Origin of the sequence: uncultured Serinicoccus sp. (assembly GCF_947500995.1) — a bacterium.
GTDB lineage: Bacteria > Actinomycetota > Actinomycetes > Actinomycetales > Dermatophilaceae > Ornithinicoccus.
The window spans coordinates 632,121-657,315 of the sequence record NZ_CANMUA010000001.1 but is presented as its reverse complement, the minus strand read 5'-3'; the positions used below and the strand labels follow the sequence as shown (position 1 = coordinate 657,315).

23 protein-coding genes are annotated in these 25,195 nt (G+C 72.9%); 17 read left to right on the top strand and 6 right to left on the bottom strand.

Translation table 11 applies throughout. The features are described 5' to 3' along the window. Nucleotides 1-42: 42 nt before the first annotated feature. Nucleotides 43-594: a hypoxanthine phosphoribosyltransferase gene (gene hpt, locus Q0967_RS02930; protein ID WP_058892107.1), complete on the top strand. Its 552-nt coding sequence runs from the start codon at nt 43-45 to the stop codon at nt 592-594. Here the strand turns inward: hpt and Q0967_RS02925 are convergent. Beyond that, on the bottom strand, nt 585-1,397 hold the full coding sequence (locus Q0967_RS02925; protein ID WP_298749052.1) for an LLM class flavin-dependent oxidoreductase: 813 nt from the start codon (nt 1,395-1,397) through the stop codon (nt 585-587). The two genes, hpt and Q0967_RS02925, sit on opposite strands and share 10 nt — an antisense overlap. Before the next feature lie 258 nt (nt 1,398-1,655). On the opposite strand from Q0967_RS02925, the gene ftsH reads away from it, so the two are divergent. The 5 genes from ftsH to Q0967_RS02900 are packed head-to-tail and all read left to right on the top strand — an operon-like array spanning nt 1,656 to nt 6,481. Then, nucleotides 1,656-3,647 carry an ATP-dependent zinc metalloprotease FtsH gene (gene ftsH / locus Q0967_RS02920; RefSeq protein ID WP_298749111.1) on the top strand — a complete coding sequence of 664 codons (1,992 nt, stop codon included), beginning with the start codon at nt 1,656-1,658 and terminating at the stop codon, nt 3,645-3,647. Next, nucleotides 3,625-4,242: a GTP cyclohydrolase I FolE gene (gene folE, locus Q0967_RS02915; protein WP_298749051.1), complete on the top strand. Its 618-nt coding sequence runs from the start codon at nt 3,625-3,627 to the stop codon at nt 4,240-4,242. The genes ftsH and folE overlap by 23 nt, the downstream gene beginning before the upstream one ends. Nucleotides 4,243-4,249: 7 nt before the next feature. Next, entirely contained in the window at nt 4,250-5,092 is an 843-nt protein-coding gene (folP, locus tag Q0967_RS02910; RefSeq protein ID WP_298749050.1) for a dihydropteroate synthase, read from the top strand. Next, complete coding sequence (gene folB / locus Q0967_RS02905; protein ID WP_298749049.1) at nt 5,082-5,981, top strand: dihydroneopterin aldolase; 900 nt, start codon at nt 5,082-5,084, stop codon at nt 5,979-5,981. Before folP ends, folB begins: the two co-directional genes overlap by 11 nt. Next, complete coding sequence (locus Q0967_RS02900) at nt 5,978-6,481, top strand: DUF3180 domain-containing protein (RefSeq protein ID WP_298749047.1); 504 nt, start codon at nt 5,978-5,980, stop codon at nt 6,479-6,481. Before folB ends, Q0967_RS02900 begins: the two co-directional genes overlap by 4 nt. Before the next feature lie 114 nt (nt 6,482-6,595). On the opposite strand, the gene Q0967_RS02895 is transcribed toward Q0967_RS02900, so the two are convergent. Further along, a complete protein-coding gene (locus Q0967_RS02895; RefSeq protein ID WP_298749046.1) occupies nt 6,596-7,765 on the bottom strand; it encodes an NADH-quinone oxidoreductase subunit D in 1,170 nt (389 codons plus the stop codon). Between the two features lie 9 nt (nt 7,766-7,774). Beyond that, nucleotides 7,775-8,806 carry an SAM-dependent methyltransferase gene (locus Q0967_RS02890; protein WP_298749045.1) on the bottom strand — a complete coding sequence of 344 codons (1,032 nt, stop codon included), beginning with the start codon at nt 8,804-8,806 and terminating at the stop codon, nt 7,775-7,777. Between the two features lie 19 nt (nt 8,807-8,825). Between Q0967_RS02890 and Q0967_RS02885 the strand changes: the two genes are divergently transcribed. The 6 genes from Q0967_RS02885 (at nt 8,826) to Q0967_RS02860 (ending at nt 14,380) form a co-directional block, all read left to right on the top strand. Continuing rightward, a complete protein-coding gene (locus Q0967_RS02885) occupies nt 8,826-9,950 on the top strand; it encodes a calcium/sodium antiporter (RefSeq protein WP_298749044.1) in 1,125 nt (374 codons plus the stop codon). Between the two features lie 49 nt (nt 9,951-9,999). Further along, complete coding sequence (locus Q0967_RS02880; RefSeq protein ID WP_298749043.1) at nt 10,000-11,586, top strand: DNA-3-methyladenine glycosylase 2 family protein; 1,587 nt, start codon at nt 10,000-10,002, stop codon at nt 11,584-11,586. Next, the gene (locus Q0967_RS02875) at nt 11,583-12,086 is read left to right on the top strand and encodes a methylated-DNA--[protein]-cysteine S-methyltransferase (RefSeq protein ID WP_298749042.1); all 504 of its coding nucleotides are present in this window, start codon (nt 11,583-11,585) and stop codon (nt 12,084-12,086) included. The genes Q0967_RS02880 and Q0967_RS02875 overlap by 4 nt, the downstream gene beginning before the upstream one ends. 72 nt (nt 12,087-12,158) lie before the next feature. Beyond that, nucleotides 12,159-13,661 carry a lysine--tRNA ligase gene (gene lysS, locus Q0967_RS02870; protein WP_298749041.1) on the top strand — a complete coding sequence of 501 codons (1,503 nt, stop codon included), beginning with the start codon at nt 12,159-12,161 and terminating at the stop codon, nt 13,659-13,661. Then, on the top strand, nt 13,661-13,900 hold the full coding sequence (locus Q0967_RS02865) for a hypothetical protein (RefSeq protein ID WP_298749040.1): 240 nt from the start codon (nt 13,661-13,663) through the stop codon (nt 13,898-13,900). Before lysS ends, Q0967_RS02865 begins: the two co-directional genes overlap by 1 nt. 144 nt (nt 13,901-14,044) lie before the next feature. Beyond that, nucleotides 14,045-14,380, top strand: coding sequence for an Lsr2 family protein (locus Q0967_RS02860; protein WP_298749038.1), 336 nt, complete (start codon nt 14,045-14,047; stop codon nt 14,378-14,380). 75 nt (nt 14,381-14,455) lie between these two features. On the opposite strand, the gene ligD (Q0967_RS02855) is transcribed toward Q0967_RS02860, so the two are convergent. Next, nucleotides 14,456-15,304, bottom strand: coding sequence for a non-homologous end-joining DNA ligase (gene ligD, locus Q0967_RS02855; RefSeq protein ID WP_298749037.1), 849 nt, complete (start codon nt 15,302-15,304; stop codon nt 14,456-14,458). Further along, on the bottom strand, nt 15,301-16,296 hold the full coding sequence (gene ligD / locus Q0967_RS02850; RefSeq protein WP_298749036.1) for a non-homologous end-joining DNA ligase: 996 nt from the start codon (nt 16,294-16,296) through the stop codon (nt 15,301-15,303). The genes ligD (Q0967_RS02855) and ligD (Q0967_RS02850) overlap by 4 nt, the downstream gene beginning before the upstream one ends. Before the next feature lie 18 nt (nt 16,297-16,314). On the opposite strand from ligD (Q0967_RS02850), the gene Q0967_RS02845 reads away from it, so the two are divergent. From Q0967_RS02845 to Q0967_RS02825, 5 genes are all read left to right on the top strand, one after another. Further along, nucleotides 16,315-17,292: a Ku protein gene (locus Q0967_RS02845; protein WP_298749035.1), complete on the top strand. Its 978-nt coding sequence runs from the start codon at nt 16,315-16,317 to the stop codon at nt 17,290-17,292. A 246-nt stretch (nt 17,293-17,538) separates the two neighbouring features. Further along, nucleotides 17,539-18,060, top strand: a complete 522-nt coding sequence (locus Q0967_RS02840; RefSeq protein ID WP_298749034.1) for a hypothetical protein — start codon at nt 17,539-17,541, stop codon at nt 18,058-18,060. A 244-nt stretch (nt 18,061-18,304) separates the two neighbouring features. Further along, nucleotides 18,305-20,830 (top strand): ATP-dependent Clp protease ATP-binding subunit, encoded by a 2,526-nt coding sequence (locus Q0967_RS02835; protein WP_298749033.1) that lies wholly within the window; start codon nt 18,305-18,307, stop codon nt 20,828-20,830. 467 nt (nt 20,831-21,297) lie between these two features. Further along, complete coding sequence (locus Q0967_RS02830) at nt 21,298-22,767, top strand: SH3 domain-containing protein (protein WP_298749032.1); 1,470 nt, start codon at nt 21,298-21,300, stop codon at nt 22,765-22,767. 50 nt (nt 22,768-22,817) lie between these two features. Then, on the top strand, nt 22,818-24,098 hold the full coding sequence (locus Q0967_RS02825) for a carboxylate--amine ligase (RefSeq protein WP_298749031.1): 1,281 nt from the start codon (nt 22,818-22,820) through the stop codon (nt 24,096-24,098). Nucleotides 24,099-24,101: 3 nt separating this feature from the next. Here the strand turns inward: Q0967_RS02825 and Q0967_RS02820 are convergent, their stop codons facing one another. Next, nucleotides 24,102-25,148, bottom strand: a complete 1,047-nt coding sequence (locus tag Q0967_RS02820; RefSeq protein WP_299448965.1) for a peptidoglycan bridge formation glycyltransferase FemA/FemB family protein — start codon at nt 25,146-25,148, stop codon at nt 24,102-24,104. Between the last annotated feature and the right edge of the window lie 47 nt (nt 25,149-25,195).

Genomic DNA, 25,195 nt, shown 5'->3' with positions numbered 1-25,195 from the left:
CCGCCCGGGTCGTCAGCGCCGGACGACGAAGGAGCAGGCTGCGTGGACGCACAGCACATGGGTGAGGACCTGGCCGAGGTGATGTACACCGAGGAGCAGATCCAGGGCCGCCTCGCCGAGCTGGCCGAGGAGGTGTGGGCGGACTACCACGACAAGGACGTGCTCCTCGTGGGTGTGCTCAAGGGCGCGATCATGGTCATGGCCGACTTCATGCGGGCCCTGCCCGGCTCGGCCGAGATGGACTGGATGGCCGTCTCCAGCTACGGCTCCGGCACCAAGAGCAGCGGGGTGGTGCGGATCCTCAAGGACCTGGACACCGACATCACCGGGCGGCACGTGCTCATCGTCGAGGACATCATCGACTCCGGCCTCACGCTGTCGTGGATCAGCGCCAACCTGCGCTCCCGCGGCCCGGCCAGCCTGGAGATCTGCACCCTGCTCCGCAAGCCGGAGGCCGCCAAGGTGGAGATCGACACGCGCTACGTCGGGTTCGACATCCCCGACGCGTTCGTCGTGGGCTACGGCCTCGACTACGCCGAGAAGTACCGCAACCTGCGCGTCATCGGCACCCTGGCCCCGCACGTCTACAGCTGAGCGAGCAGCTCTCGGGCGCGGCCCAGCGTCGGGACGGCGTCCAGCAGCGCGGGGCCCGGCTCCGCAGGGCCACCCGGAGCCGTGACCACGGTGACGGCCACCCGCCGTGCGCCCTCGGCGACCCGGGCGCGCACCAGCTCGGCGACCTCCTCGGGCGGGGTCCCCTGGGCCACGGGCTGGAAGACGAGCACGTCCGGCTCCCCCTCCCGACCCGCGCGGGCCCGGGCGTCGCGCACCGCCGCCGCGGCCCGCGGCAGGTGCTCGGCCACGTCCACGACCACCCCGTCGCCGAGCTCGCCGGCCAGCGCCAGGGTCCGGGGCCCCTGGGCGCCCACCAGCAGCGGAGGCACCTGCGCGGGCGGCCAGTCCAGCGCCACCTCCTCGAGGGGGACGTAGCGCCCCTGCCGCGACACCTGCTCCCCGTGCAGCAGGCACTGCAGCGCCTTGACCTGCTCGCGCAGCAGCGTCATGGGCGAGTCGACCCGGGTGCCGGTCTGCCCCATCCAGCTCTGCACCCCGTGACCGACCGCCGGGAGGAAGCGCCCGGGGAAGAGCCGCGCCAGGGTCGCGATCTCCATCGCGGTGAGCGCGACGTTGCGCAGCGGCACCGGCATGAGGGCGATGCCGACCCGCAGGGTCGAGGTCCACGCGAGGGCGGCCGCCGCGGGGGCGATCCCACTCTCCTTGAAGCAGTCCTCCCACAGCCACAGCTCGTCCAGCCCGGCCTCCTCCGCGGCCCGGGCCACCTCCCGGAGCCGTTCGGGGGGCTGGTCGGGCGGGAAGATCAGGCCGAGGGGCGTCATACGCGTCACCGTAGCCCGGGGTCGGGCGTCCTGGGCGGACCGGCGAGGGGCGGGTGCCACCGCACCCGGCGCGGGGTGTGGGGCGCGGCCCTCGGGTGAGGTGGAACACTGTCCATCTGCCGCGCGTTGACGGGCAGAAGAATCACTGCCGGACCACCGACCAGGAGGACCGGGGGGTCCCGTGGCTCCCCGAACGTCACTGATATGAGCACTGCCCCGACCAACAGGCCCAGCAAGCGGCCCAAGCCCAGCCCGTGGATGTGGGTCTTCCTCTTCCTCGGCCTGGGCATCCTGTGGTACTCGCTGCTGTCGCAGAGCCCCTACAGCAGGATCGACACCGCCGACGCGCTGCAGCTCATCGAGGACGGGCAGGTCGCCGAGGCGGTCGTGACGCCGGACCGCATCGACCTCACCCTGCGCGACGGGGAGACGTTCTCCAGCGACGACGTCCGGGAGACCGACCAGGTCCAGGCGTTCTACGTCGACGCCCGCGGCCCCCAGGTCATCGAGGCCCTCGACGCCAACCCGCCCTCGGAGCGGTGGACCGACGACCCGGCCCGCCAGAACGTCTTCGTCTCCATCCTCGTCAACTTCCTGCCGCTGCTGCTCATCCTCGCGCTCTTCCTGTGGCTGATGACCCGGATGCAGGGCGGCGGCCGAGGGGTCATGCAGTTCGGCAAGTCCAAGGCCAAGCTCGCGACGAAGGACATGCCCAAGGTCACCTTCGCCGACGTCGCCGGCTCGGACGAGGCCGTGGAGGAGCTGCACGAGATCAAGGAGTTCCTCTCCGAGCCCCGCAAGTTCCTCGAGGTGGGCGCGAAGATCCCCAAGGGCGTGCTGCTCTACGGCCCGCCCGGCACCGGCAAGACCCTCCTGGCCCGCGCGGTCGCCGGCGAGGCCGGGGTGCCGTTCTACTCCATCTCCGGCTCGGACTTCGTCGAGATGTTCGTCGGCGTGGGTGCCTCCCGCGTCCGCGACCTCTTCGAGCAGGCCAAGGAGAACGCCCCGGCCATCATCTTCGTCGACGAGATCGACGCCGTCGGCCGGCACCGCGGCGCCGGCATGGGCGGCGGTCACGACGAGCGGGAGCAGACCCTCAACCAGCTGCTCGTCGAGATGGACGGCTTCGACGTCAAGACCAACGTCATCCTCATCGCCGCCACCAACCGGCCCGACATCCTGGACCCCGCGCTCCTGCGCCCGGGCCGTTTCGACCGGCAGATCGCGGTCGAGGCACCCGACATGCTGGGCCGCCTGCACATCCTGCAGGTGCACGGCAAGGGCAAGCCGCTGGCCGACGTGGACCTCATGGCGATCGCGCGGCGCACGCCGGGCTTCTCCGGCGCCGACCTGGCCAACGTGCTCAACGAGGCCGCCCTGCTCACCGCCCGCAAGAACGAGCAGGTCATCACCGACGCCGACCTCGACGAGGCGATCGACCGCGTCATGGCCGGCCCGCAGAAGCGGACCCGGGTCATGAGCGCCAAGGAGAAGAAGATCACCGCCTACCACGAGGGCGGCCACGCCCTCGTCGCCGCGGCGATGAACCACACCGACCCGGTGAGCAAGGTGACCATCCTGCCCCGGGGCCGGGCGCTCGGCTACACCATGGTGCTGCCCGCGGACGACAAGTACTCCACCACCCGGAACGAGCTGCTGGACCAGCTCGCCTACGCCCTCGGTGGCCGGGTGGCCGAGGAGCTGGTCTTCCACGACCCCACCACCGGCGCCGCCAACGACATCGAGAAGGCGACCGGTCTGGCCCGCAAGATGGTCACCCAGTTCGGGATGTCGGAGCGGGTCGGCGCGGTCAAGCTCGGCTCGGCCGGGGGAGAGGTCTTCCTCGGGCGCGACATGGGCCACGAGCGCGACTACTCCGAGAACCTCGCCGGTGTCGTCGACCAGGAGGTGCGCCGGCTCATCGAGGCCGCGCACGACGAGGCCTGGCACGCGCTCAACGACAACCGCGACATCCTCGACGCCCTCGTGCTGGAGCTGCTCGAGAAGGAGACGCTCAACGCCGACGCGATCGCCGCGGTCTTCACCGACATCCGCAAGCGCCCCGTGCGGCCGGTGTGGCTGTCCTCGGACGCCCGCACGATCCACGAGGCGGGCCCGGTGCTCACCGACGCGGAGCGGCGGGCCATGGCCAACGGCCATCACCCGCTGACCGAGGCCGGGGACGAGAACCCCCCGTCCGAGGTGGTCCAGGTGCCCGAGGGTGGCCATGTCGACCCCGGTCACGCCTGAGCCGGGGGCGGGCGAGCCGCCCGCGAGCGGGCCGGTCGACCACGCCAGGATCGAGGCCGCGGTCCGCGAGATCCTGCTCGCGGTCGGCGAGGACCCCGACCGGGACGGGCTGCAGGGCACCCCGGCCCGGGTGGCCCGCTCCTACGCCGAGATCTTCGGCGGGCTGCAGCAGGACGCCCGGGAGGTCCTCGGCACCACCTTCGACGTCGACCACGACGAGATGATCCTCGTCAAGGACATCGAGCTCTACAGCGTCTGCGAGCACCACCTCGTGCCCTTCCACGGCACGGCCCACGTCGCCTACATCCCCGGGCGTGACGGTCGGGTCGTCGGGCTGTCCAAGCTGGCCCGGCTCGTCGACGTCTACGCCCGCCGGCCCCAGGTCCAGGAGCGGCTGACCACCCAGGTCGCCGACGCCCTGGTCGAGCACCTCGCCCCCCGCGGCGTCCTCGTCGTCGTCGAGGCCGAGCACCTGTGCATGTCCATGCGCGGCGTGCGCCGCCCCGGGGCCCGCACCGTCACGTCCACCGTCCGCGGCCAGCTGCGCAACCAGGCCACCCGCGCCGAGGCGATGAGCCTCATCACCGGGCGCTGAGGACGCCGTGAGCCACCGGCACACCTCGATCATGGGCGTCGTCAACGTCACGCCCGACTCCTTCAGCGACGGGGGCCGCTTCGTCGACCCCGCGGCTGCGGTCGCCCGGGGGCGCGACCTCGTGGCCGCCGGCGCCGAGCTCGTCGACGTCGGGGGCGAGTCGACGCGTCCCGGCAGCAGCCGTCCCTCGGAGGACGAGGAGCGCGATCGCGTCCTGCCGGTCGTCTCCGCGCTCGCGCAGCAGGGGTATGCCGTGTCGATCGACACCATGCGCGCCTCCGTCGCGCAGGCGGCGCTGGAGGCGGGGGCGGTCCTCGTCAACGACGTGTCCGGTGGTCTGGGCGACCCCGAGATGGGGCCGATGGTCGCGCAGACCGGTGCCCGCTACGTCGTCATGCACTGGCGGGGGCTGCTGAGCGACCCCACCGCCACCCACCACTACGACGACGTCGTGGGGGAGGTCTGCGGCGAGCTCGGCGACCGGGTGGACGAGCTGGTCGGGCTGGGGGTGCGCGAGGAGCAGCTGGTGCTGGACCCGGGCCTCGGCTTCTCCAAGGACGCGGGGCACAACTGGACGCTGCTGGCTGGGCTGGACCGGGTCGTCGCCCTCGGGCTGCCGGTGCTCGTCGGGGCCTCGCGCAAGCGCTTCCTCGGCCGGTTGCCCGCGCGGCCCGGGGCGCCGCTGCCCGACGAGCCGACCGCACCTGCGGAGCGCGACGCCGCGACGGCCGCGACGAGCCTGCTGGCCGCGCAGGCGGGCGCCTGGGCGGTGCGGGTGCACGAGGTGGGCCCGACCCGCGACGCGCTCGCGGTGTGGGAGCTCACGCAGGGGGCTGCCGGTGCGCGGTGACCTCATCCGCCTCACCGGGGTCCGGGCCCGCGGGCACCACGGGGTCTTCGCGCACGAGCGGCGCGACGGGCAGGACTTCGTCGTGGACGTGACCCTCGAGGTCGACCTCGCCGCCGCGGGTGCGACCGACGACCTGTCCCGGACGGTGGACTACGGCGCGGTGGCCGCCGAGGTCGTCGCCGTGGTCGAGGGCGAGCCGCGCGACCTCGTCGAGACCGTCGCCGAGGAGATCGCCGCCCGCGTGCTGGTGCACCCCCTCGTCGAGGCGGTCGAGGTCACCGTGCACAAGCCGCAGGCGCCCGTGGGGGTGCCCTTCGACGACGTCGCCGTCGTGGTGCGTCGGCGCACGGACGTGCCCGTGGTCATCGCGCTGGGGGCCAACCTCCCCGGCCCCGACGGGTCGGAGCCGACGGCGACCGTGGCCCGGGCGGCGCGCCGGCTGCGCCGGATGCGCGGCCTCCACCGCGTCCGGGTGTCCCGGTCCTTCCGGACGGCCCCGGTGGGTGGTGAGGCGGTCGCCGGGCAGCCGGACTACGTCAACGCCGTCGCGGTCGCCCGCACCAGCCTCGCTCCCGCCGCGCTCCTCGCGGCCCTCCACCGGGTCGAGGCCGACCTGGGACGCACCCGCGACGTGCGCTGGGAGGCACGGACCCTGGACCTCGACCTCGTGCAGTACGGCGACCCCGCGACCGACGGCGACGTGCGCAGTGACGACCCGCACCTGACGCTGCCGCACCCGCGCGCCCGGGAACGCGCCTTCGTGCTCGTGCCCTGGGACGACGTCGACCCGGCGGCGACCCTGCGTGTCGGTGACCGGGTGGTGGCCGTGCGCGACGTCATACCCGAGCTGTCCGGGCAGGCCGTGGCGCCGGTCGAGGACCCGCGGTGAGCTCGCCGGACGGGGTGCGCGTCGGCACGGGCGGAGTCCTCGCCGTGCTCACCGCGATGGCCAGCTGGCTGCTGCTGCAGGTGGTGCGCTCGCTCGGCGGCGGCTACCCGGCCATCTCCTGGATCGGGCTCGTCCCGCTCGTCGCCGTGGCCCTGCTCGTCCTCGTCATGTGCTGGCAGATCCGGCGCTACCTCCTCGGCCGCGGCAGCGTGCGTCCCTCCCCGCAGCGCGGACGGGGCACCCTCGTGGGAGCGCAGGCCGCCGCGCTGGGCGGCGCCGCGCTGCTCGGGTGGTATGCCGCGAACGCCCTGGTCCACCTGCCCAACGCCGACGTCCCGAGCGAGCGGGTGCAGCTGGTGTGGGGGCTCGTGCACGCCGCGGTGGCCCTGGGCCTCTCGGCGGCCGGGTACCTCGGCCAGGCGTGGTGCCGCATCCCGCCGACCGAGCACGACGACGACGATGACGACGGGGTCAGCGACGGCGACCTCGCCTACGGCTGAGCCGCCCCGGCGAGCGCAGGGGGCCGGACGTGCCGGTCCGCCCCCACGCCTTCTGGATATCGCCTTCTGGACATGGCCTTCTGGGGAGCGGGCCCCAGGAACCGATGTCCAGAACTACTTGTCGATGTCCCCGACGACGAAGAACATCGACCCCAGGATGGCCACCATGTCGGCGACGACGGTGCCGGGCAGCATCTCGCTGAGCACCTGCACGTTGTTGAAGGACGCCGAGCGCAGCTTGAGCCGGTGCGGCACGGTGTCGCCGCGGCTGACGAGGTAGTAGCCGTTGAAGCCGAGCGGGTTCTCCGCCGCGAACCAGTGCTCGCCGGCCGGCACCTTGAGCTTCTTCGGCAGCCGGGTGCTCACCGGGCCCTCGCCCAGCTCGCGCAACCGGGCGGTGCACGCCTCGACGAGGTCGAGGCTGACGTCGATCTGCTCGGCCAGCACCTCGAGCCGGGCGTAGCAGTCGCCCGCCTCCCGGGTCACCACCCGCCCGGGGCCGCCCTCGGCGAAGAGCTCGGCGTAGGCGAGGTAGGGCTCGTCGCGCCGCAGGTCCACGTCGAGCCCGGAGGCGCGCGCGATCGGGCCGGACACGCCGTACCCCAGCACCGTCTCGAGGTCGAGCACGCCGACCCCGCGGGTGCGCCCCTGCAGGATCTCGTTGCCCAGCACCAGGCCGGTGAGGTCCGGCATCCGGCCGCGGACGGTCGCGACCGCGGCGTCGACCCGGTCCAGCCAGCCCTCGGGAAGGTCGTGCAGCAGCCCGCCGACCCGGGTGGCCATGAAGTGCATCCGGCCGCCGGAGAACTCCTCCATGACGGCCTGGATCTCCTCCCGCTCGCGGAAGGAGTAGAACATCGGGGTGATGGCGCCGAGCTCGTGCGGGTAGGACCCGAGGAACATGAGGTGGTTGAGGACCCGGCCGAGCTCGCTGAGCAGCGTGCGCGTCCAGGTCGCCCGCTCGGGCACCTCCATGCCGAGCAGGTGCTCGACGGTGAGCGCGACCCCCACCTCGTTGTTGAAGGCCGAGAGCCAGTCGTGGCGGTTGGCGAGCACCATGATCTGCCGGTAGTCCCGGACCTCGAAGAGCTTCTCGGCTCCCCGGTGCATGTAGCCGATGACCGGCTCGGCGGCCGTGATGCGCTCGCCGTCGGCCGTGATGCGCAGCCGCAGCACGCCGTGGGTCGCCGGGTGCTGCGGGCCGATGTTGAGCACCATCTCGGTGGTCGAGAGCCCGCCCACGCCGGCGGCGCCCAGGGTCACGTCCACGTCTCGGGTGCTCACGCCCTCACCCTATGCCGGGGGCGGGGCGTCGCCGGGCTGCCGCTCCATCGGCACGAGCAGCCACCAGAAGTCGCCCAGGGCTCCGCCGGTCAGCGTGGTCAGGGCGGCGCGCCGGGCGAGGCCTCCGAGGTATGCCGGTGGGTCGCTCCGCGCGAGCGCGTGCGGCACCGGGGGGCCGGGATCGCCGAGGAGCTCGCGCAGGAGGTCACGCTGGCGGACCAGCCGCGACGGGCCTCCCGTGCGTCCGGTGCAGAGCGAGGCGAGGAGGGCGTCGACGGCGACGTGGGCCGTCACGTCGCAGCTGCCGTCGGGCACCGGCGCGACCTCGCGACCGCCGCGGAACCCGGTGAGGGTGCCGTGCGGCGGCCGGTCGTCCGCCGTGTGGCCGTAGTCGACCACCACCACCAGACCGCTGCGGACCCGGCCCAGGAGGTCGGCGAGCGCCGCCTCCCTGGGCAGGCCCACCTCGCCGCGCCGGCCCGGCAGGTCGTCGCCGTCGTCGTCGAGCCAGCGGCGCACCCAGGCGAGGTCGTCGCCGCGCACGACGGGACCGAGGTGCTCGGTGCCGTCCGCGGCGACGGCGAGGGAACGCCATACCCCCGTTCCGTCGCGGGCCACCACCGGGCACGGGACGACGTCCAGCCACTCGTGCGCGACGACCAGGGTCTCGGGGAGGTCGCGCAGCCCGTCGGGCAGGGCCGCACCGCCGGGGGAGACGAGCCACGCGTCGACGTCGAGACCCGCGGGTCGCGGGACGACGTCGACCCCGGTCAGGTGCAGCGACGGGTCCAGCCGCCGGACCTGCGTGAGCAGCTCGCCGCGGCCGCACCCGACGTCGACGACGCGCCGGCAGCCGTGCCGGTGCGCGAGGGCGACGACCGCCGCGGCCAGCAGCTCCCCACCCCCGGGGATGCCCTGGGCCGAGGTCGCGAAGTGGGCGCCCGGGGCGCTCGCGCGGTAGAAACCGCCGGGGCCGTAGAGCGCCTCCTGCCAGGCCGGCTCCCATCCCGTGGTCCCGTGGGGAGGTGCCGGGGCGCTCATCCCACTAGGGTGCCGCATCGTGGACCTTCTCGACATCGCCCGGATCCTGGGTGGCCTCGTCCTGCTCGTCGTGGGCGGGGAGTTCCTGGTGCGCGGGGCCTCCAACCTCGCCACCCGCCTCGGCCTCAGCCCCCTGGTGGTCGGCCTCACCGTGGTGTCCGTCGCGACCTCCGCGCCGGAGTTCGCGGTCACCGTCGGAGCGGTCCTCGACGGGCAGCCCGAGCTCGCGGTGGGCAATGTCGTGGGCTCCAACATCGCCAACATCCTGCTCATCCTCGGGATCGCGGCACTCGTGCTGCCGCTCACGGTGCGCGAGCAGCTGGTGAAGATCGACGTGCCCGTCATGGTCGGGCTGTCGGTGGCGCTGCTGCTCGTCGCGCTCGACGGGGTGATCTCGACCGTCGAGGGGCTGCTCCTGCTGGGCGTCATGGTCGCCCACACCGTCCTCACCGTCGTCGTCGGCAGGAGGAAGCAGCGCCGGGAGCTGCGCAAACGTCGGGCCCCGGCGGCCCGCGAGGGGGAGCCGATGGGGGTCCTCCCGGCCCTGGGTCTCGTGGTCGGCGGGGTGGCGCTGCTGGTGCTCGGCGCCAACCTCCTGGTCGCGGGTGCGGTGAACATCGCCGAGGCGCTCGGCGTCAGCGGTCTCGTCGTCGGGCTGACCGTGGTCGCCGTGGGCACCTCGCTGCCCGAGCTGGCGGCGTCCGTCATCGCCGCGGTCCGCGGCGAGCGCGACCTCGCGGTCGGCAATGTCGTCGGCAGCTGCATCGCCAACATCGGTCTGGTGCTCGGCGTGCCCGCGATCATCTCCTCCGGCGGGCTGCCGGTGCCGTTCCCGGCGATCGCCCTCGACATCCCGCTCATGGTCGCCGCCTCGGTGGCGCTCGCGCCGGTGGTCTTCACCGGCTTCGCGGTCGCCCGCTGGGAGGGTGGCCTCTTCGTGCTCCTCTACGCCGCCTACACCGCCTTCGTCGTCCTCAACGCGACCCGGCACGAGGCGCTGCAGGGCTTCGAGATCATCATGGTGATCTTCGTCCTGCCCCTCGTCGCTCTCACCCTGCTCGTCACCGCCACCTTCGAGGCCGGGGTCCTGGCCGAGCGGCGTCGGGTGCGGCAGAAGGTGGCCGACGGGGAGCCCGTGCTGTGATGTCGTTTTCCTGCTAGACCCACCGGGTCGGGTGCCGCACCATGGAGAGGTGCGCACCTCCCTCCACCTCGACCACGACCGCTGCGCCGCGGTCGTGCGCAGCAAGGACCCCCGGTTCGACGGCTGGTTCGTCACCGGGGTCCTGAGCACGAGGATCTACTGCCGACCCAGCTGTCCGGCCATCACGCCGCAGGTGCGCAACATGCGCTTCTACCCCAGCGCGGCGGCCGCCCAGGGGGCCGGCTTCCGGGCCTGCAAGCGCTGCCTCCCGGACGCGACCCCGGGGTCCCCGCAGTGGCACGTGCGCGGGGACGTCGTGGCCCGGGCGGTGCGGCTGGTCGCCGACGGGGTGGTGGACCGGGAGGGGGTCTCCGGTCTGGCGGCCCGGCTGGGCTACTCGGTGCGCCAGCTCGAGCGGCTCGTGCAGGCCGAGCTCGGCGCGGGGCCGCTCGCCCTCGCCCGGGCCCAGCGCGCCCAGGCCGCACGGCTGCTCATCGAGGGGACGACGCTGACGATGGTCGACGTCGCCCACGCCGCCGGCTTCTCCAGCACCCGCTCGTTCAACGCCACGGTGCGCGAGGTGTATGCCGCCGCGCCCTCCGAGCTGCGCGCCGCCGCGCGGCGCCGGCGTCCGGCTCGTGGGTCGCCCGCGGGTGACCGGCCGGGCGGTCCCGCCCCCGTGAGCATCAGCCTGCGGCTGCCGTTCCGGCCGCCGCTGCACGTCCCCAGCCTCTTCGGCCACCTCGTGGCGACCTCGGTCCGGGGCCCCGAGGCCTGGTCCGACGGGGCCCTGACCCGCGCCGTGCGCCTGCCCGGCGGGCCGGCCCTGCTCGTGCTGCGCCCCGGCGCTGAGGGGGAGCGCCACGTGGGTGTCACCCTGCGGCTCACCGACGTCGCCGACCTCGCGGCCGCCATCGGACGCTGCCGACGGCTCCTGGACCTCGACGCCGACCCGGTCGCCGTCGACGAGCACCTGGGGGCCGATCCGCGGCTGGCCCCGCTCGTGCGCGCCCATCCCGGCGTCCGGCTGCCGGGGACCGTGGACGCCGACGAGCTGGCCCTGCGGGTGGTCCTGAGCCAGCAGGTCTCCACCGCCGCGGCCGGCACCCATGCGGCGCGGCTCGTCCAGGCGGTGGGAGAGCCGCTCCCGGAGCCGATGACCGGGGCGGTGACCCACCTCTTCCCCACCCCGGAGGCCGTCGCGGACGCGCCCGCCGAGCAGATGCCCGCCATGCCGGCGTCCCGCCAGCGCACCCTGCGGACGGTCGCCCGGGCGCTCGCCGAGGGCGACCTGCGGCTCGGGCCGGGGGTCGACCGGCAGGAGGCGCGCGAGGGGCTGCTCGCGCTGCCCGGCGTCGGCCCGTGGACGGCGGAGATGGTCCTGCTGCGCGGCCTGGGCGACCCCGACGCGTTCCCGGCGACCGACCTCGGCGTCAAGGTCACGGCGGCCGCCGCCGGGGTGCCGGCCGGCGCGGGGCTGCTCCAGCACGCCGAGGCCTGGCGCCCCTGGCGCAGCTACGCCACCGCCGTCCTGTGGGCGGCCTCCGGCCACGCCGCCGCGACGCTGCCCGCCACCCCAGCGCCGTCGCCCCGCCGGGGCGACGGCATACCCCCGGCCAGCAAGGAGACCCCATGACCGTCCACCTCACCACCGACTCCCCGGTCGGACCCCTCCGCCTGCGCAGCGACGGCGAGCACCTCACCGGGGTCTTCTTCGCCGAGCACCGGCACGCGCCCGACGACCTGGGCGAGGCGGTCGATGAGGCCCTGGCGCCACCGGTGCTGCGGGAGACCGCCCGTCAGCTCCAGGAGTACTTCGCGGGTGACCGCACCGGGTTCGACCTGCCGACGACCGCCCCGGGCACCGACTTCCAGCAGCAGGTCTGGGCGCAGCTGCGCGCCATCCCCTACGGCCGGACCTGGTCCTACGGCGAGCTCGCCCGGGCCGTGGGCCGCCCCGGCGCCTCCCGTGCGGTCGGCCTCGCCAACGGCCGCAACCCGCTGTCCATCGTCGTGCCCTGCCACCGGGTGGTGGGGGCGGACGGCTCGATCACCGGCTACGGCGGCGGGGTGGTGCGCAAGCAGGTGCTCCTGGACCTGGAACGGTCGCGGACCGCGCCCACGCTGCCCGTCTGACCGGCCCCCGTCACCGCGGTCGCGGCTCGACGCGGTGCGGGGGGCACGCCCGCCGCCGACTACCCTGGGAGGGTGAGCGAGCCGACCCGACCGAGCGTGCCCGAGACCGACCTGCCCGAGCAGATCGCGGTCCGCCAGGGCAAGCGTCAGGCCATGCTCGACGCCGGGGTCGACCCCTACCCCGTCGAGGTGCCGGTCACGCACACCCTCGCCCAGGTGCGCGAGGGCTGGGCGCACCTCGAGACCGGTGAGGAGACCGACGACGTGGTCGGTGTCGCCGGCCGGGTGATGTTCGTCCGCAACACCGGCAAGCTCTGCTTCGCCTCGCTGCAGTCCGGCGACGGCACGCGCCTGCAGGCCATGCTGTCCCTCGCCGAGGTCGGCCAGGAGGCCCTGGACCGGTGGAAGGCGTGGGTGGACCTGGGCGACCACGTCTTCGTCGAGGGCCGCGTCATCAGCTCGCGCCGGGGGGAGCTGTCGGTCATGGCCACCTCGTGGCGCATGGCCTCCAAGGCCCTGCGGCCGTTGCCGGTGCTGCACAAGGAGCTCTCCGAGGAGCAGCGCGTGCGCCAGCGGTACGTCGACCTGCTGGTGCGCGAGGACGCCCGCCAGATGGTGCTGAAGCGCGCGGCCCTGACCCGGGCGGTGCGCCGGGTGCTCGAGGGCGACGGCTACGTCGAGGTCGAGACGCCGGTCCTGCAGGCCCTGCACGGCGGCGCCAACGCCCGGCCTTTCAACACCCACCTCAACGCCTTCGACCTGCCGATGACGTTGCGCATCGCGCTGGAGCTGCACCTCAAGCGGGCGGTGGTCGGCGGGGTGGAGCGGGTCTACGAGATCGGGCGCATCTTCCGCAACGAGGGCATCGACTCCACCCACTCGCCGGAGTTCACGATGCTGGAGTGCTACCAGTCCTACGGCGATCAGTTCTCCATGGCCGACCTCATGCGGCGGATGATCCTGGCCGCCGCCGACGAGATCGGCAGCCGGCAGGTGCAGAGCGCGGCCGGGACCATCGACCTGGACGCGGAGTGGGAGTGGCTGTCCTTCTACGACGGTCTGTCCGCGGCGATGGGGGAGCGGGTCGACGTCGAGACGCCGGTCGACGACCTGCGGCGGCTGGCGGCCGTCCACGAGGTGCCGGTCCAGCCCGGCTGGGGCGCCGACAAGGTCGCCCTGGAGATCTTCGGCGACGTCGTGGAGCCGACCCTCGTGCAGCCGACCTTCGTCTGCGACTACCCGGCGATCGCCCAGCCGCTGGCCCGCCCGCACCGCGACCGGCCCGGGCTGGTCGAGGCCTGGGACCTCATCATCGGCGGGATCGAGCGGGGCACCGCCTTCTCCGAGCTGGTCGACCCCGAGATCCAGCGGGCCCGGCTCACCGAGCAGTCCCTCCTCGCGGCCGGGGGCGACGCCGACGCCATGCAGCTGGACGAGGACTTCCTGCGGGCGCTGGAGTACGCCGCCCCGCCGATGGGGGGCCTCGGTATGGGGCTCGACCGGGTGCTCATGCTGCTCACCGGGAGCGGAGTGCGCGAGACCATCCTCTTCCCCTTCCTCAAGCCGGAGGCCTGATGGGCGAGATCCTGCACGAGGGATGGATGATCCTGGCCGCCTTGCTTCCCTCGGCCGGGCTGCTCTACCTCTTCTACGTCGTCATGAAGCACATGGTGGAGGGCGACCGCCGGGAGCGCGCGGCCCAGCGTGCGGCGGACCGCGAGGCCGACCGTGCCGTGGACCCGGGCGACGGCGGCGGGCCGGGTCGCGCGGTGACCGACCCCGGGCAGGGCGCCGACCCGGCCGACCGCGCCTGACGGTCCTCCCCGTCGGACCGCATTGCCAGGATTTCTCAAGAATTCCCCATGAAATGTGCTGACTTTCGCGCTGAGAGGAAATGGCGCTAGTCTTCTCCTGCGACGCAACCTGTAGCGGCGCACGTTCGGCACAAAGGAGAAGAAATGGCACAGCGAGTGCAGGTCATCCTCGTGGATGACCTCAGTGGTGGGGAGGCGAACCAGACGGTGGAGTTCGCCTTGGACGGGGTCCACTACGAGATCGACCTCAGCGACGAGAACGCCGCGAAGCTGCGTGAGGACTTCGCGTCGTGGATCGGCCAGGCCCGTCGGGCCGGCGGTCGTCGCCAGACCCGCCGGCGCGGCACCGCCCCGGCTGCCGGAGGTCGCAGCGACGAGCTCGCGAAGGTCCGCGAGTGGGGCCGGGAGAACGGCTACAAGGTCAGCTCCCGGGGCCGCGTCTCGCAGGAGCTCCAGGACGCCTACGCGGCGGCCCACTGACCTGTCGCAGGCCCGGAGAAAGGGCTGGCACCCCCCGGGGGTGCCAGCCCCTTCTCGCTGCTCTTTCCCGTGCCCCTAGACCTGGTCCATCGTGATCTGCTCGAGATCGGCGTGGCCCGAGGCCGCGTCCTCGACCTCGGCCCACTCCCGGGGCAGGGCGACCTGAGGTCGTTCCCGGGCCCGTAGCGACCACGGGCAGATGGTGGTCTTGGCGCCATTGTTCTGGCTCCAGTCCAGAAAGACCTTGTGTGAGCGCAATGATTTGCTCATCCGTGCGGTCACGAGGTCCGGATGGTCCTCGGCGAGCTTTTCGGCGAGGGCCTTGGTGACGGCACTCACCTCGTCGGCGCCACGGGTCCCTTCGAGCCCGGCATACAGCTGCATGCCCTTGGAGCCGCTCGTCACCGGCCGCGACTCCAGGCCCACGGCCTCCAGGCGCTCCCGCACCAGCAGGGCCACCCGCGAGCACTCCTGAAGCCCGGCGCCGGGACCGGGGTCCAGGTCGACGACCAGCCGGTCCGGAGGCAGCGCGGCGCCCTCGTCGTCGACCCGCCACTGGGGGACGTGCAGCTCCAGGCTGCCGAGGTTGACGAGGTAGACCAGCACGGCCAGGTCGGTCACCAGCGGGAAGGTGAGGTGGGTGTGCCCCCGGGAGGACCCGGGCGTCGGCAGGGTCACCCGGGGCAGCCAGTCCGGCGCCCCCGAGGGCAGGTTCTTCTCGAAGAAGTGGGCCCCGGTCACCCCCTCCGGCCACCGGATGCGGGTCACCGGGCGGTCCGCGAGCTCGGGCAGGATCTGCTCGGCGTGGGTGACGTAGTAGGTGAGCACCTCCCCCTTGGTGGTCCCGGTGGCGGGGTAGAGCACCTTGTCCAGGTTGCTCACCCGCAGCGTGCGCCCGGCGACACTGACCTGCTGGCTGCTCATGGGGCCTCCTCGACGGGCCCGGCCAGGTCGGCCGCGGCCAGGTCGGGGCGGACGCCCTGGAACGACGGCTGCCGCAGCCGCCCGGCCGTCCCGTCCGCGCCCAGCGCGGCGACGTCGACGACCACCTGCGGTCGCAGCCAGGTGGAGCCGCGCGCCTCGACGGGAGGGATCGGGGCGTCGAAGGGGTAGTCCCCGGCGGGCACCCCGGCCAGGAGCCGCTGCAGCTGCTCGCCGGCGCGCCCGGCCAGCCCGCTGCCGACCCGACCCCGGTACCGCAGCCGCAGCGACCCGTCCGGGGCGAGCTGCGGCATACCGTCGGGGCCGCGCAGCGGCAGGCCGACGTGCACGGCGCCGATGCGTCCCGGGCGGTCGGTCTCGGGCCGCCACCCGCCGACGACCACCGACACCCGGTCGCGGTGCGGGAACTTCACCCAGGTGGGGCTGCGCCGCCCCGGGTGGTATGCCGCGTCCCGCCGCTTGCTCACCACCCCCTCCAGGTGCTGCTCGCGGGTGGCGGCGAGCAGCATCGCGCCGTCGTCGTAGACGGGGGAGAGCTGGACCCCCGGCACGTCCTCGACGAGCTGCTCCAGCGCCTCCCGGCGCGCCGACCAGGGGAGGGAGGTGAGGTCGAGCCCGTCCAGGCGCAGCAGGTCGAAGGCGACGTAGGTGGCGGGGCGGGCGGCGGCCAGGCGGTCCGCGGCGGCGCCCCGGCCCACGTGGACCCGCTCGACGACGTGGCTGAAGGAGGGGCGGCCCTCGACCAGGCACACCGCCTCGCCGTCCAGCAGCAGGTCGTCGGCGACCCTGCCCAGACCGGCGAGCTCGGGGAAGGCGTGCGCGATGTCGCGCTCGCCCCGCGTCAGCAGCCGCAGCCGGCCCCCGGTGACGTCGGCCAGCAGCCGGATCCCGTCCCACTTGATCTCGTGGACCCACGCCGGACCGGTGGGGGGCCGGGCCGGGACCTCCCCCGGGGTGGCGAGCATGGGGCGCATGGGTCCATCCTGGGGTGCGTGAGAGCGATCTGGAAGGGCGCCGTCTCGTTCGGGCTGGTCAACGTGCCCGTGCGGCTGTACTCCGCCACCGAGAACCACGACCTGAGCTTCCACCAGGTCCGCCGCAGCGACGGCAGCCGCATCCGCTACAAGCGGGTGGCGCAGGCCGACGGCGAGGAGGTGGCCTACAAGGACATCGCCAAGGCCTACGAGACCGACGACGGCAAGACGGTCGTGCTCACCGACGAGGACCTCGCGAGCCTGCCCAACCGGAGCAGCAAGGAGATCTCGGTCGAGCAGTTCGTGCCGCGCGAGCAGATCGACCCGATCCTCTACGACAAGGCCTACTACCTCGAGCCCGACGCCATGGGGGCCAAGGCCTACGGTCTCCTGCGCGAGGCCCTGCGCGAGTCCGACCGCGTCGCCGTCGTCACCGTCTCGGTCCGCAGCCGGATGACCATGGCGGTGCTGCGGGTGCGGGAGGACGACGCGGCGATCGTGCTGCAGACCCTGCTCTGGCCCGACGAGATCCGCACCTCCGAGCAGCTCGATCACCTCGACGAGGTGAGCGAGCCCAAGAAGGACGAGGTCGCGATGGCGCGGATGCTCGTGGACTCGATGTCCGGCGACTTCGAGCCCGAGGGCCACGTCGACGACTTCAAGGAGGCCGTCGACGCCCTGGTGGAGAAGAAGATCAGCGGCGGAGAGGTCACCGAGAGCCCGGACGAGGAGGACGAGGCCGACAGCGGCGAGGTGGTCGACCTGCTGGCGGCGCTGCAGCGCTCGGTGGACCGGGCCAAGACGGGCCGCGGCGAGGGCTCCGGCGGCAGCTCGTCGGGCGGCACCTCCTCGGCGAAGAAGTCCTCAGCAGGCTCGTCCTCGGCCAAGAAGAAGTCCTCGGCAGGGACGTCGTCGTCCAAGCCCAAGTCCTCGGGGAGCAGGTCGTCGTCGAAGAAGTCCTCGGCCAAGGACTCGGAGTCCAAGAAGGCGGGCTGAGCCGAGCCGAGGGTTGCGCGGTGCTGTCCTGAGCGACCTACCCCCGTGCCGTCGGACGGGCACCACGGGTCCTCGTCCTGCACGACGCGCGCCGTATGCCGCGTGGTGCCCGTCCGTCGTGACCAGGCGAACCGGGGGCAGCCGGGTCGGGCCGCGCCCGCCGTGCGGGAGGGGCGGTTGCATCGCAGCCGGCGGGGACGGTACCGTCGCGCCTCGCTCGAGACCCACGCGGCGCAGGCGCACAGGATGAGCGCCGTCCTGTCCCACCGCTCGGCGGCCGTGCAGCACGGATGGGCCGTCAAGAACGACCCCGAGCTGCCGGAGGTGGTCGTGCCGCGCAACCGCAACGTCTGCGCGCAGGACCAGCGCACGGCCGTGGTGCGGTGGCGCCGCCTGGGGCCGGGGGACGCCGCCGACGGGGTGACGGCGCCGTTGCGGACCGTCGTGGACTGCGCCCGGGACCTGCCCTTCGACGAGGCGCTCGCCGTCGCCGACTCGGCGCTTCGCTCCGGCCAGGTCGGGCGCGCCCGGCTGGCGGCGGCCGCCGCCCAGGCCCGGGGGGACGGGTCGCGTCAGCTGCGACGCGTGGCGCGGCTCGCCGACGGGCGGGCCGCCAACCCGTTCGAGTCCGTCCTCCGGGCGATCTGTCTCGAGGAGGGGCTCGATGTCGTCTGCCAGCACCAGGTGGTGGCCCACGGCCTCTGGGCGCAGGCCGACCTGGTCGACACCTCGCGCAGGCATGCCGGCCCGGTTGCGCTGAGACCCTGAGGCCCCGCGAGGAACCCGGGACGCACGGCATACCCCCGTGCCATCGGACGGGCACCACGAGCCCACGTCCCGCACGATGCGACCGGTATGCCGCGGCGTGCCCGTCGGCCGGTACGCCGGGCACCGGCGCGGGACGCGGGCCATTGCGCCGGGGGCGAACACGGAACATCGGTGGTGGACGGGGACGTTGACACGGACCAGACGCACGTAGAGTGGGAGGTATCCCACAGTGGAGGAGAAGAGCATGTTCGAACGGTTCACCGACCGGGCTCGACGTGTGGTGGTGCTCGCGCAGGAAGAGGCGCGCATGCTCAACCACAACTACATCGGCACCGAGCACCTGCTGCTGGGCCTGATCCACGAGGGTGAGGGCGTGGCAGCCAAGGCGCTGGAGTCGCTGGACATCTCGCTGGACGCGGTGCGCCAGCAGGTGCAGGAGATCATCGGCCAGGGACAGCAGAGCCCCACCGGCCACATCCCGTTCACGCCCCGCGCCAAGAAGGTCCTCGAGCTCTCGCTGCGCGAGGGCCTGCAGCTGGGGCACAACTACATCGGCACCGAGCACCTGCTGCTCGGCCTCATCCGTGAGGGCGAGGGCGTCGCGGCCCAGGTGCTGGTCAAGCTGGGCGCCGACCTCAACCGGGTCCGTCAGCAGGTCATCACCCTGCTCTCCGGCTACCAGGGCAAGGAGTCCGCCACGGCGGGCGTCGGCGCCGGCAGCCAGCAGGAGGGCCAGCAGTCCGGCTCCCTCGTGCTCGACCAGTTCGGCCGCAACCTCACCCAGGCCGCCCGGGAGGGCAAGCTCGACCCGGTCATCGGCCGGGAGAGCGAGATCGAGCGGGTCATGCAGGTCCTGTCCCGCCGGACCAAGAACAACCCGGTGCTCATCGGTGAGCCCGGCGTCGGCAAGACCGCCGTCGTCGAGGGCCTGGCCCAGGACATCGTCCGCGGCGACGTGCCGGAGACGCTCAAGGAGAAGCAGCTCTACACCCTCGACCTCGGCGCGCTGGTCGCGGGCTCGCGCTACCGCGGAGACTTCGAGGAGCGGCTCAAGAAGGTCCTCAAGGAGATCCGCACCCGCGGCGACATCATCCTGTTCATCGACGAGATCCACACCCTCGTCGGGGCGGGTGCCGCCGAGGGCGCCATCGACGCCGCCAGCATCCTCAAGCCGATGCTGGCCCGGGGCGAGCTGCAGACCATCGGCGCCACGACGCTGGACGAGTACCGCAAGCACATCGAGAAGGACGCCGCCCTCGAGCGCCGCTTCCAGCCCATCCAGGTCGCCGAGCCGACGCTCAAGCACGCCATCGAGATCCTCAAGGGGCTGCGGGACCGCTACGAGGCGCACCACCGGGTGACCATCACCGACGGCGCCCTCGTGGGGGCCGCCACGATGGCCGACCGCTACATCAACGACCGCTTCCTGCCGGACAAGGCGATCGACCTGATCGACGAGGCCGGGGCGCGGTTGCGCATCCGCCGGATGACCGCGCCGCCGGACCTGCGCGAGTTCGACGACAAGATCGCGCACGCCAAGCGCGAGAAGGAGTCGGCCATCGACGGCCAGGACTTCGAGAAGGCGGCCCGGCTGCGCGACGAGGAGCACAAGCTCACCCAGGCGCGCGCCGAGCGGGAGAAGGAGTGGAAGAACGGCGACATGGACGTCGTCGCCGAGGTCGACGAGGAGCTGATCGCCGAGGTCCTCGCCGCCGCCACCGGCATCCCGGTCTTCAAGCTGAGCGAGGAGGAGTCCTCCCGCCTGCTCAACATGGAGGACGAGCTGCACAAGCGGATCATCGGCATGAACGACGCCATCAAGGCGCTCTCCCAGGCCATCCGCCGCACGCGGGCCGGTCTGAAGGACCCGCGCCGTCCCGGTGGGTCGTTCATCTTCGCCGGGCCCACGGGTGTCGGCAAGACCGAGCTGGCCAAGACGCTGGCCGAGTTCCTCTTCGGTGACGAGGACAGCCTCATCACCCTGGACATGTCGGAGTACTCCGAGAAGCACACCGTCTCGCGGATGTTCGGCTCGCCCCCCGGCTACGTCGGCTACGAGGAGGGCGGCCAGCTGACCGAGAAGGTCCGGCGCAAGCCGTTCTCGGTGGTGCTCTTCGACGAGATCGAGAAGGCGCACCCGGACATCTTCAACAGCCTCCTGCAGATCCTGGAGGACGGTCGCCTGACCGACTCCCAGGGCCGGGTGGTCGACTTCAAGAACACCGTCATCATCATGACCACCAACCTGGGCACCCGGGACATCGCCAAGGGCGTCTCGCTCGGCTTCTCCGCCGGACCGGACACCCAGAGCTCCTACGAGCGGATGAAGAACAAGGTCACGGACGAGCTCAAGCAGCACTTCCGTCCGGAGTTCCTCAACCGGGTGGACGACACCATCGTCTTCCCGCAGCTCAGCCAGGCCGAGATCATCCAGATCGTCGACCTCATGGTCGCGCGGCTGGACGAGCGGCTCAAGGACAAGGACATGGCGATCGAGCTCACCTCCCCCGCCAAGGAGCTGCTCGCCAAGCGCGGGTACGACCCCGTGCTGGGTGCGCGGCCGCTGCGCCGGGCGATCCAGCGCGAGATCGAGGACCAGCTGTCCGAGAAGATCCTCTTCGGCGAGCTCGGCACCGGTCAGATCGTGATCGTCGACGTGGAGGACACGGTCGGCGAGGGCAAGAACCGCGACAAGGTCTTCACCTTCCAGGGCCAGGAGAAGCCCGCGGAGGTGCCGGACACCGTGCCGGTGGAGGAACAGGCCGGCTGAGGCGCGCAGAGCACCGCTGAGGGCGGGGAGGGGCAGGTATGCCCGTCCCCGCCCTCTGGCGTGCCTGGGGGCCCTTCTACGGGTGCTCCGGCCGGGGAGGGTGCCCCGGGCCCGCGAGGGGCGTGACACGCCCACAGGGGCCACTTCTCATCGCGTGAGTCACAGGCGTCACGAGACCGCAGAGACGCCCGTGAGACGTGTGAAAAGCGAGAAAAGTGCTGGTCAGCGAACTACACGAGTGTGATATCCGGGGTGACCTGCATAAACGCTGAGAGTGTGTGACGAACATCACGAGTTACACGCTTGTGGTGCCCCCGCCAAACGTACTCCGACCTGCTCCGGAGGGGTTGCGCGGCCCTGCGCGGGTGGGTTTCACTGCTCTCGGCCCGCACGCGGGTCGTCCCGCAGCACCCCTTCGTCCGGCGACGGACGCCTCCTGCCTGTCCCACCACACGTATGGATCCCCGATGACCCTGAGCCCTCGCCGCCTGTCCCGCGCCATGATCGCCGTCACCGCCGCGGCGGCACCCGTGGTGACCCTGGCGCCTGCCGCGCAGGCCGCCCCGTCCGGTACCCCCCAGCTGCCGCAGCAGCCGCTGCTGCCCAGCACGCCCACCACCCCGGTGACCACGCCGCGCATCCTGCCCACCCCGGCGCCGACGAGCACCGTCACCATGCGGGTGGACGTCGCTGCGGGGGTCAACGTGCGCAGCGGCCCGTCGACCTCCTACGGCGTCGTCGGGGGATACCGTCGCGGCGCAGAGCTCACCGGCACGCTGACCTCCAACAACTGGCTCAAGATCGCCCCGAACCGCTTCGTCGCCGCATGGAACCTCACGCGGGTCGGTGGCGGCGGTGGTGGCGGCGAGCGGCCGGACCCGGCCCCCCGCGGCGTGACGCAGTGGATGGAGGCCTCGGTCGGCAACGTGCGCTCCGGTCCCGGCCTGGGTCACCCGGTGGTGACGACCATGCGCAAGGGCACCAAGGTCGAGGGTTCCTGGACCAGCAACGGCTGGCTGAACATCGGCGGCGGCAAGTACATCTCCGGCACCATCCTCACCGGGACCAACCCCGGGGGAGGTGGCGGTGGCGGCGAGCAGCCGGACCCCTCACCGACCCGGGTGACGCAGTGGATGGACGCCTCGATCGGCAACGTGCGTTCCGGCCCCGGACTCGGGCACTCCGTGGTGACGACGATGCGCAAGGGCACCCGCGTCCAGGGCACGTGGACGAGCAACGGCTGGCTGAACATCGGTGGCGGCAAGTACATCTCCCGGACCATCCTCACCGGCACCGACCCCGGTGGCGGGGGCGGTGGCGGCGGCGAGCAGCCGGACCCCTCGCCAGGCCAGGTCACCCGGTGGGTGAGCGCCTCCCTGGCCAACGTGCGGTCGGGGCCGTCCACGTCCTACTCCATCGTCGGCAGCCAGGCCCGCGGCACCAAGGTGACCGGCACGATCACGAGCAACGGCTGGCTGAAGATGTCCGGCTCGCGCTACATGGCCGAGTCGGTCCTCACGTCCAGCGACCCCGGTGGGGCAGCGCCCGCTCCAGCCCCGGCACCTGCTCCGGCCCCGGCCCCCAGCCAGCTGCGCCAGCTCATCCTCAACACCGCGGCCCAGTACATCGGGACGCCGTACAAGTACGGCGGCAACAGCCCGCAGGAGGGCTTCGACTGCTCCGGCTACACGAAGTACGTGTTCGCCGAGGTGGGCCTGACCATCCCGCGGACCTCGTCGCAGCAGCAGGCGGCCACCACGCCGGTGAGCAACCCGCAGCCGGGTGACCTCGTCTTCTTCGGCTCGCCGGCCTACCACGTGGGCATCTACGCCGGCGACGGCATGATGTACGACACCGGCCGGCCCGGCGTCCCCACGCAGTACCGCGCGATCTTCAGCGGGGTCTCCGGCTACGGGCGGGTCACCGGGGTCAACTGACGCCCCGCTACGCCCCGGCCGGCGGCAGCCGGTGACGTAGCATGCGCGGTATGCCCTCGGACGCCACCGCCGTGCCTTCGCCTGCCCCGGGACCGGCCTTCCGGCCCGTCTTCCTCGGTACCGACCCGGGCACCTACGGGCTCGCCCGGGCCCTGCACGAGAGCTACGGCGTGGAGACGACGCTGGTCTCGCGCGGCCGGTCCGGGGCGATCGCGAACTCGCGCATCCTGCGCTCCGTGGAGGCGGGGCAGAACACCGGGCGGGCCGAGCTGCTCGCGACGCTGCTGGCCGAGGGGCGGGCGGCCCGCGAGCGCGAGCCGGACGTGCCGTTGCTGCTGTGCTGCAACTCCGACTCGCACACCGACCTCATCGCCCAGCACGCCGAGGAGCTGGGGGAGGTCTTCGCCTTCCCCCGGATGTCGCCGCAGACCCTCGAGCAGATCGCCGACAAGCAGCAGTTCGGGCAGCTCTGCGAGCGGCTGGGACTGCCCACCCCGAGGACCACCGTCGTGCGCTTCGGCGAGGCCGACCGCCCCGGCTGGACCCCCGAGCCGGTCGACGTCACCTACCCCGTCGTGGCGAAACCGGCCAACAGCGCGCACTTCGAGAACCTCACGTTCCCCGGTGCGCAGAAGGTGTGGTTCCTGCAGACGCCGCAGGAGTGGGAGGAGCTCGTCACGGTCCTGGTCGACGGTGGGGTGCGCCAGGACTTCCTGGTGCAGGAGCACATCCCCGGCGACGACACCCACCAGCTCTCGATCGTGGGGTATGTCGACCGCACCGGCCGGCTGACCGCGGTCGCGACGGCGCAGGTCCTGTTGGGCGAGCACGAACCCACCACCATCGGCAGCCCCATCGCCATGATCACCACACCCATGCCCGAGCTCATGGACGCCGCCGAGCGCATCCTCGGTGCGGTCGACTACTGGGGCTTCGCCAACATCGACGCCAAGCGCGACCCGCGCACCGGGACGATCTACTACATGGAGGTCAACCCGCGCATGGGGCGCAACAGCTTCTACGCCACCGCGGCCGGAGCCGACCTCGCCGGGGCGTTCGTGGACGACCTCGTCCGCGGGGTGGAGCGCGAGCCGGTCCGTGGCACCGACGAGGTGCTCTACAGCATCGTCAGCCCGGCCGTGCTCCCCTACTACGTGCGCGACCGCGCCCTGCGCCGACGCGTCCTGCGGGCCGCCCGGCGCGGGGTCGTCCACCCCCTGCTCTACGAACGCGGCAACTGGCGGCGGCGCGCCTACGTCATGGCCAACCGGCTCAACCACGCCAAGAAGCTGGCGAGGTTCTACCCCCGCCCCTCGACGACCGGGTTCTGAGCCTCAGTAGAAGGTCGCACCCGGCCGGCCGCCGGAGACCACCTTGGCCGTGACCCGGTGCCCCACCCGCTGCCAGGCGGCATACCGGCGCGGCCGGAGCACGAGGTCGTAGGCGCCGACGAAGTCGGTGACCTCCTTGCTGAAGCTGCGCTTGAACTCCCCGATGCCGAAGAAGGGGTCGCTTCGGTCGTCGACCCGCGAGGAGTGCGGCGTCCCCGCCATGTCGTAGGAGGTCGCCCCCTGCTCCTGCGCCCAGCACATCGCCTCCCACTGCAGCGCGTGGCTGGCGCCGCGGACCGGGCGCTCGCGCACGCTGGCACCGTCGCGGTAGCACGCGACGTCGCCGACGACGGTGACGAAGGCCCCGGCCACGTCCCGGGCCTCGTGCTGGGCGAGGAAGACGCGACCGAGCCCGGCCTCGCAGAACGTGCGCCACATCGCCACCTGGTACTCGTGGGAGCGCGGGGCGATGCCCTGGTCCTGCACCACCTCCATCCACAGCGCCCACATGCGCTCGTAGGTCGACTCCTGCGACGGCGCGGCCTCCGTGACGACACCCTGCTTGAGGCCGCGGCGGACGGTGTTGCGGGTCTTGGACGGCAGGCGTGCCATGAGTTCGTCCGGCGTGCCGGTCACGTCGACGACGACGGTGGACCTGTTGGTCTGGATGCGTCCGGCGGGCCGCAGGCCCAGGCGCTCCAGCGCCTGCAGCGTCTCCGGGGACTCGACCAGCTCGGGCTCGATCTTGACGAGGAGGACCCCCGCGTCGTGCGCCGCCGTGCGCAGGTCCGGGAGCAGCGCGGCCAGGCCCTGGACGGACGCCACCCCGGGCCCCTTGGGGAGGTACCAGACCTTCCCGAAACCGGGCGCCCGGCGCTCGTGCACGGTGAGGGGGAAGCCGTCGACGTCGGCATACCTCGGTGTCCACCCGGTCAGGCTCTTGACCTGGGCGAACTCCGGGGTCTGGAACATCGACGGACGTCCCGGCGTCTGCAGCAGGCGCGCGCGCCACTGCTCGGCCGACTCATAGGTGTCCCAGCGCAGCGTCATGCCAGGCATCGTATCGACGGCGCCCCCCGACGCCGGTCCGCGACCCG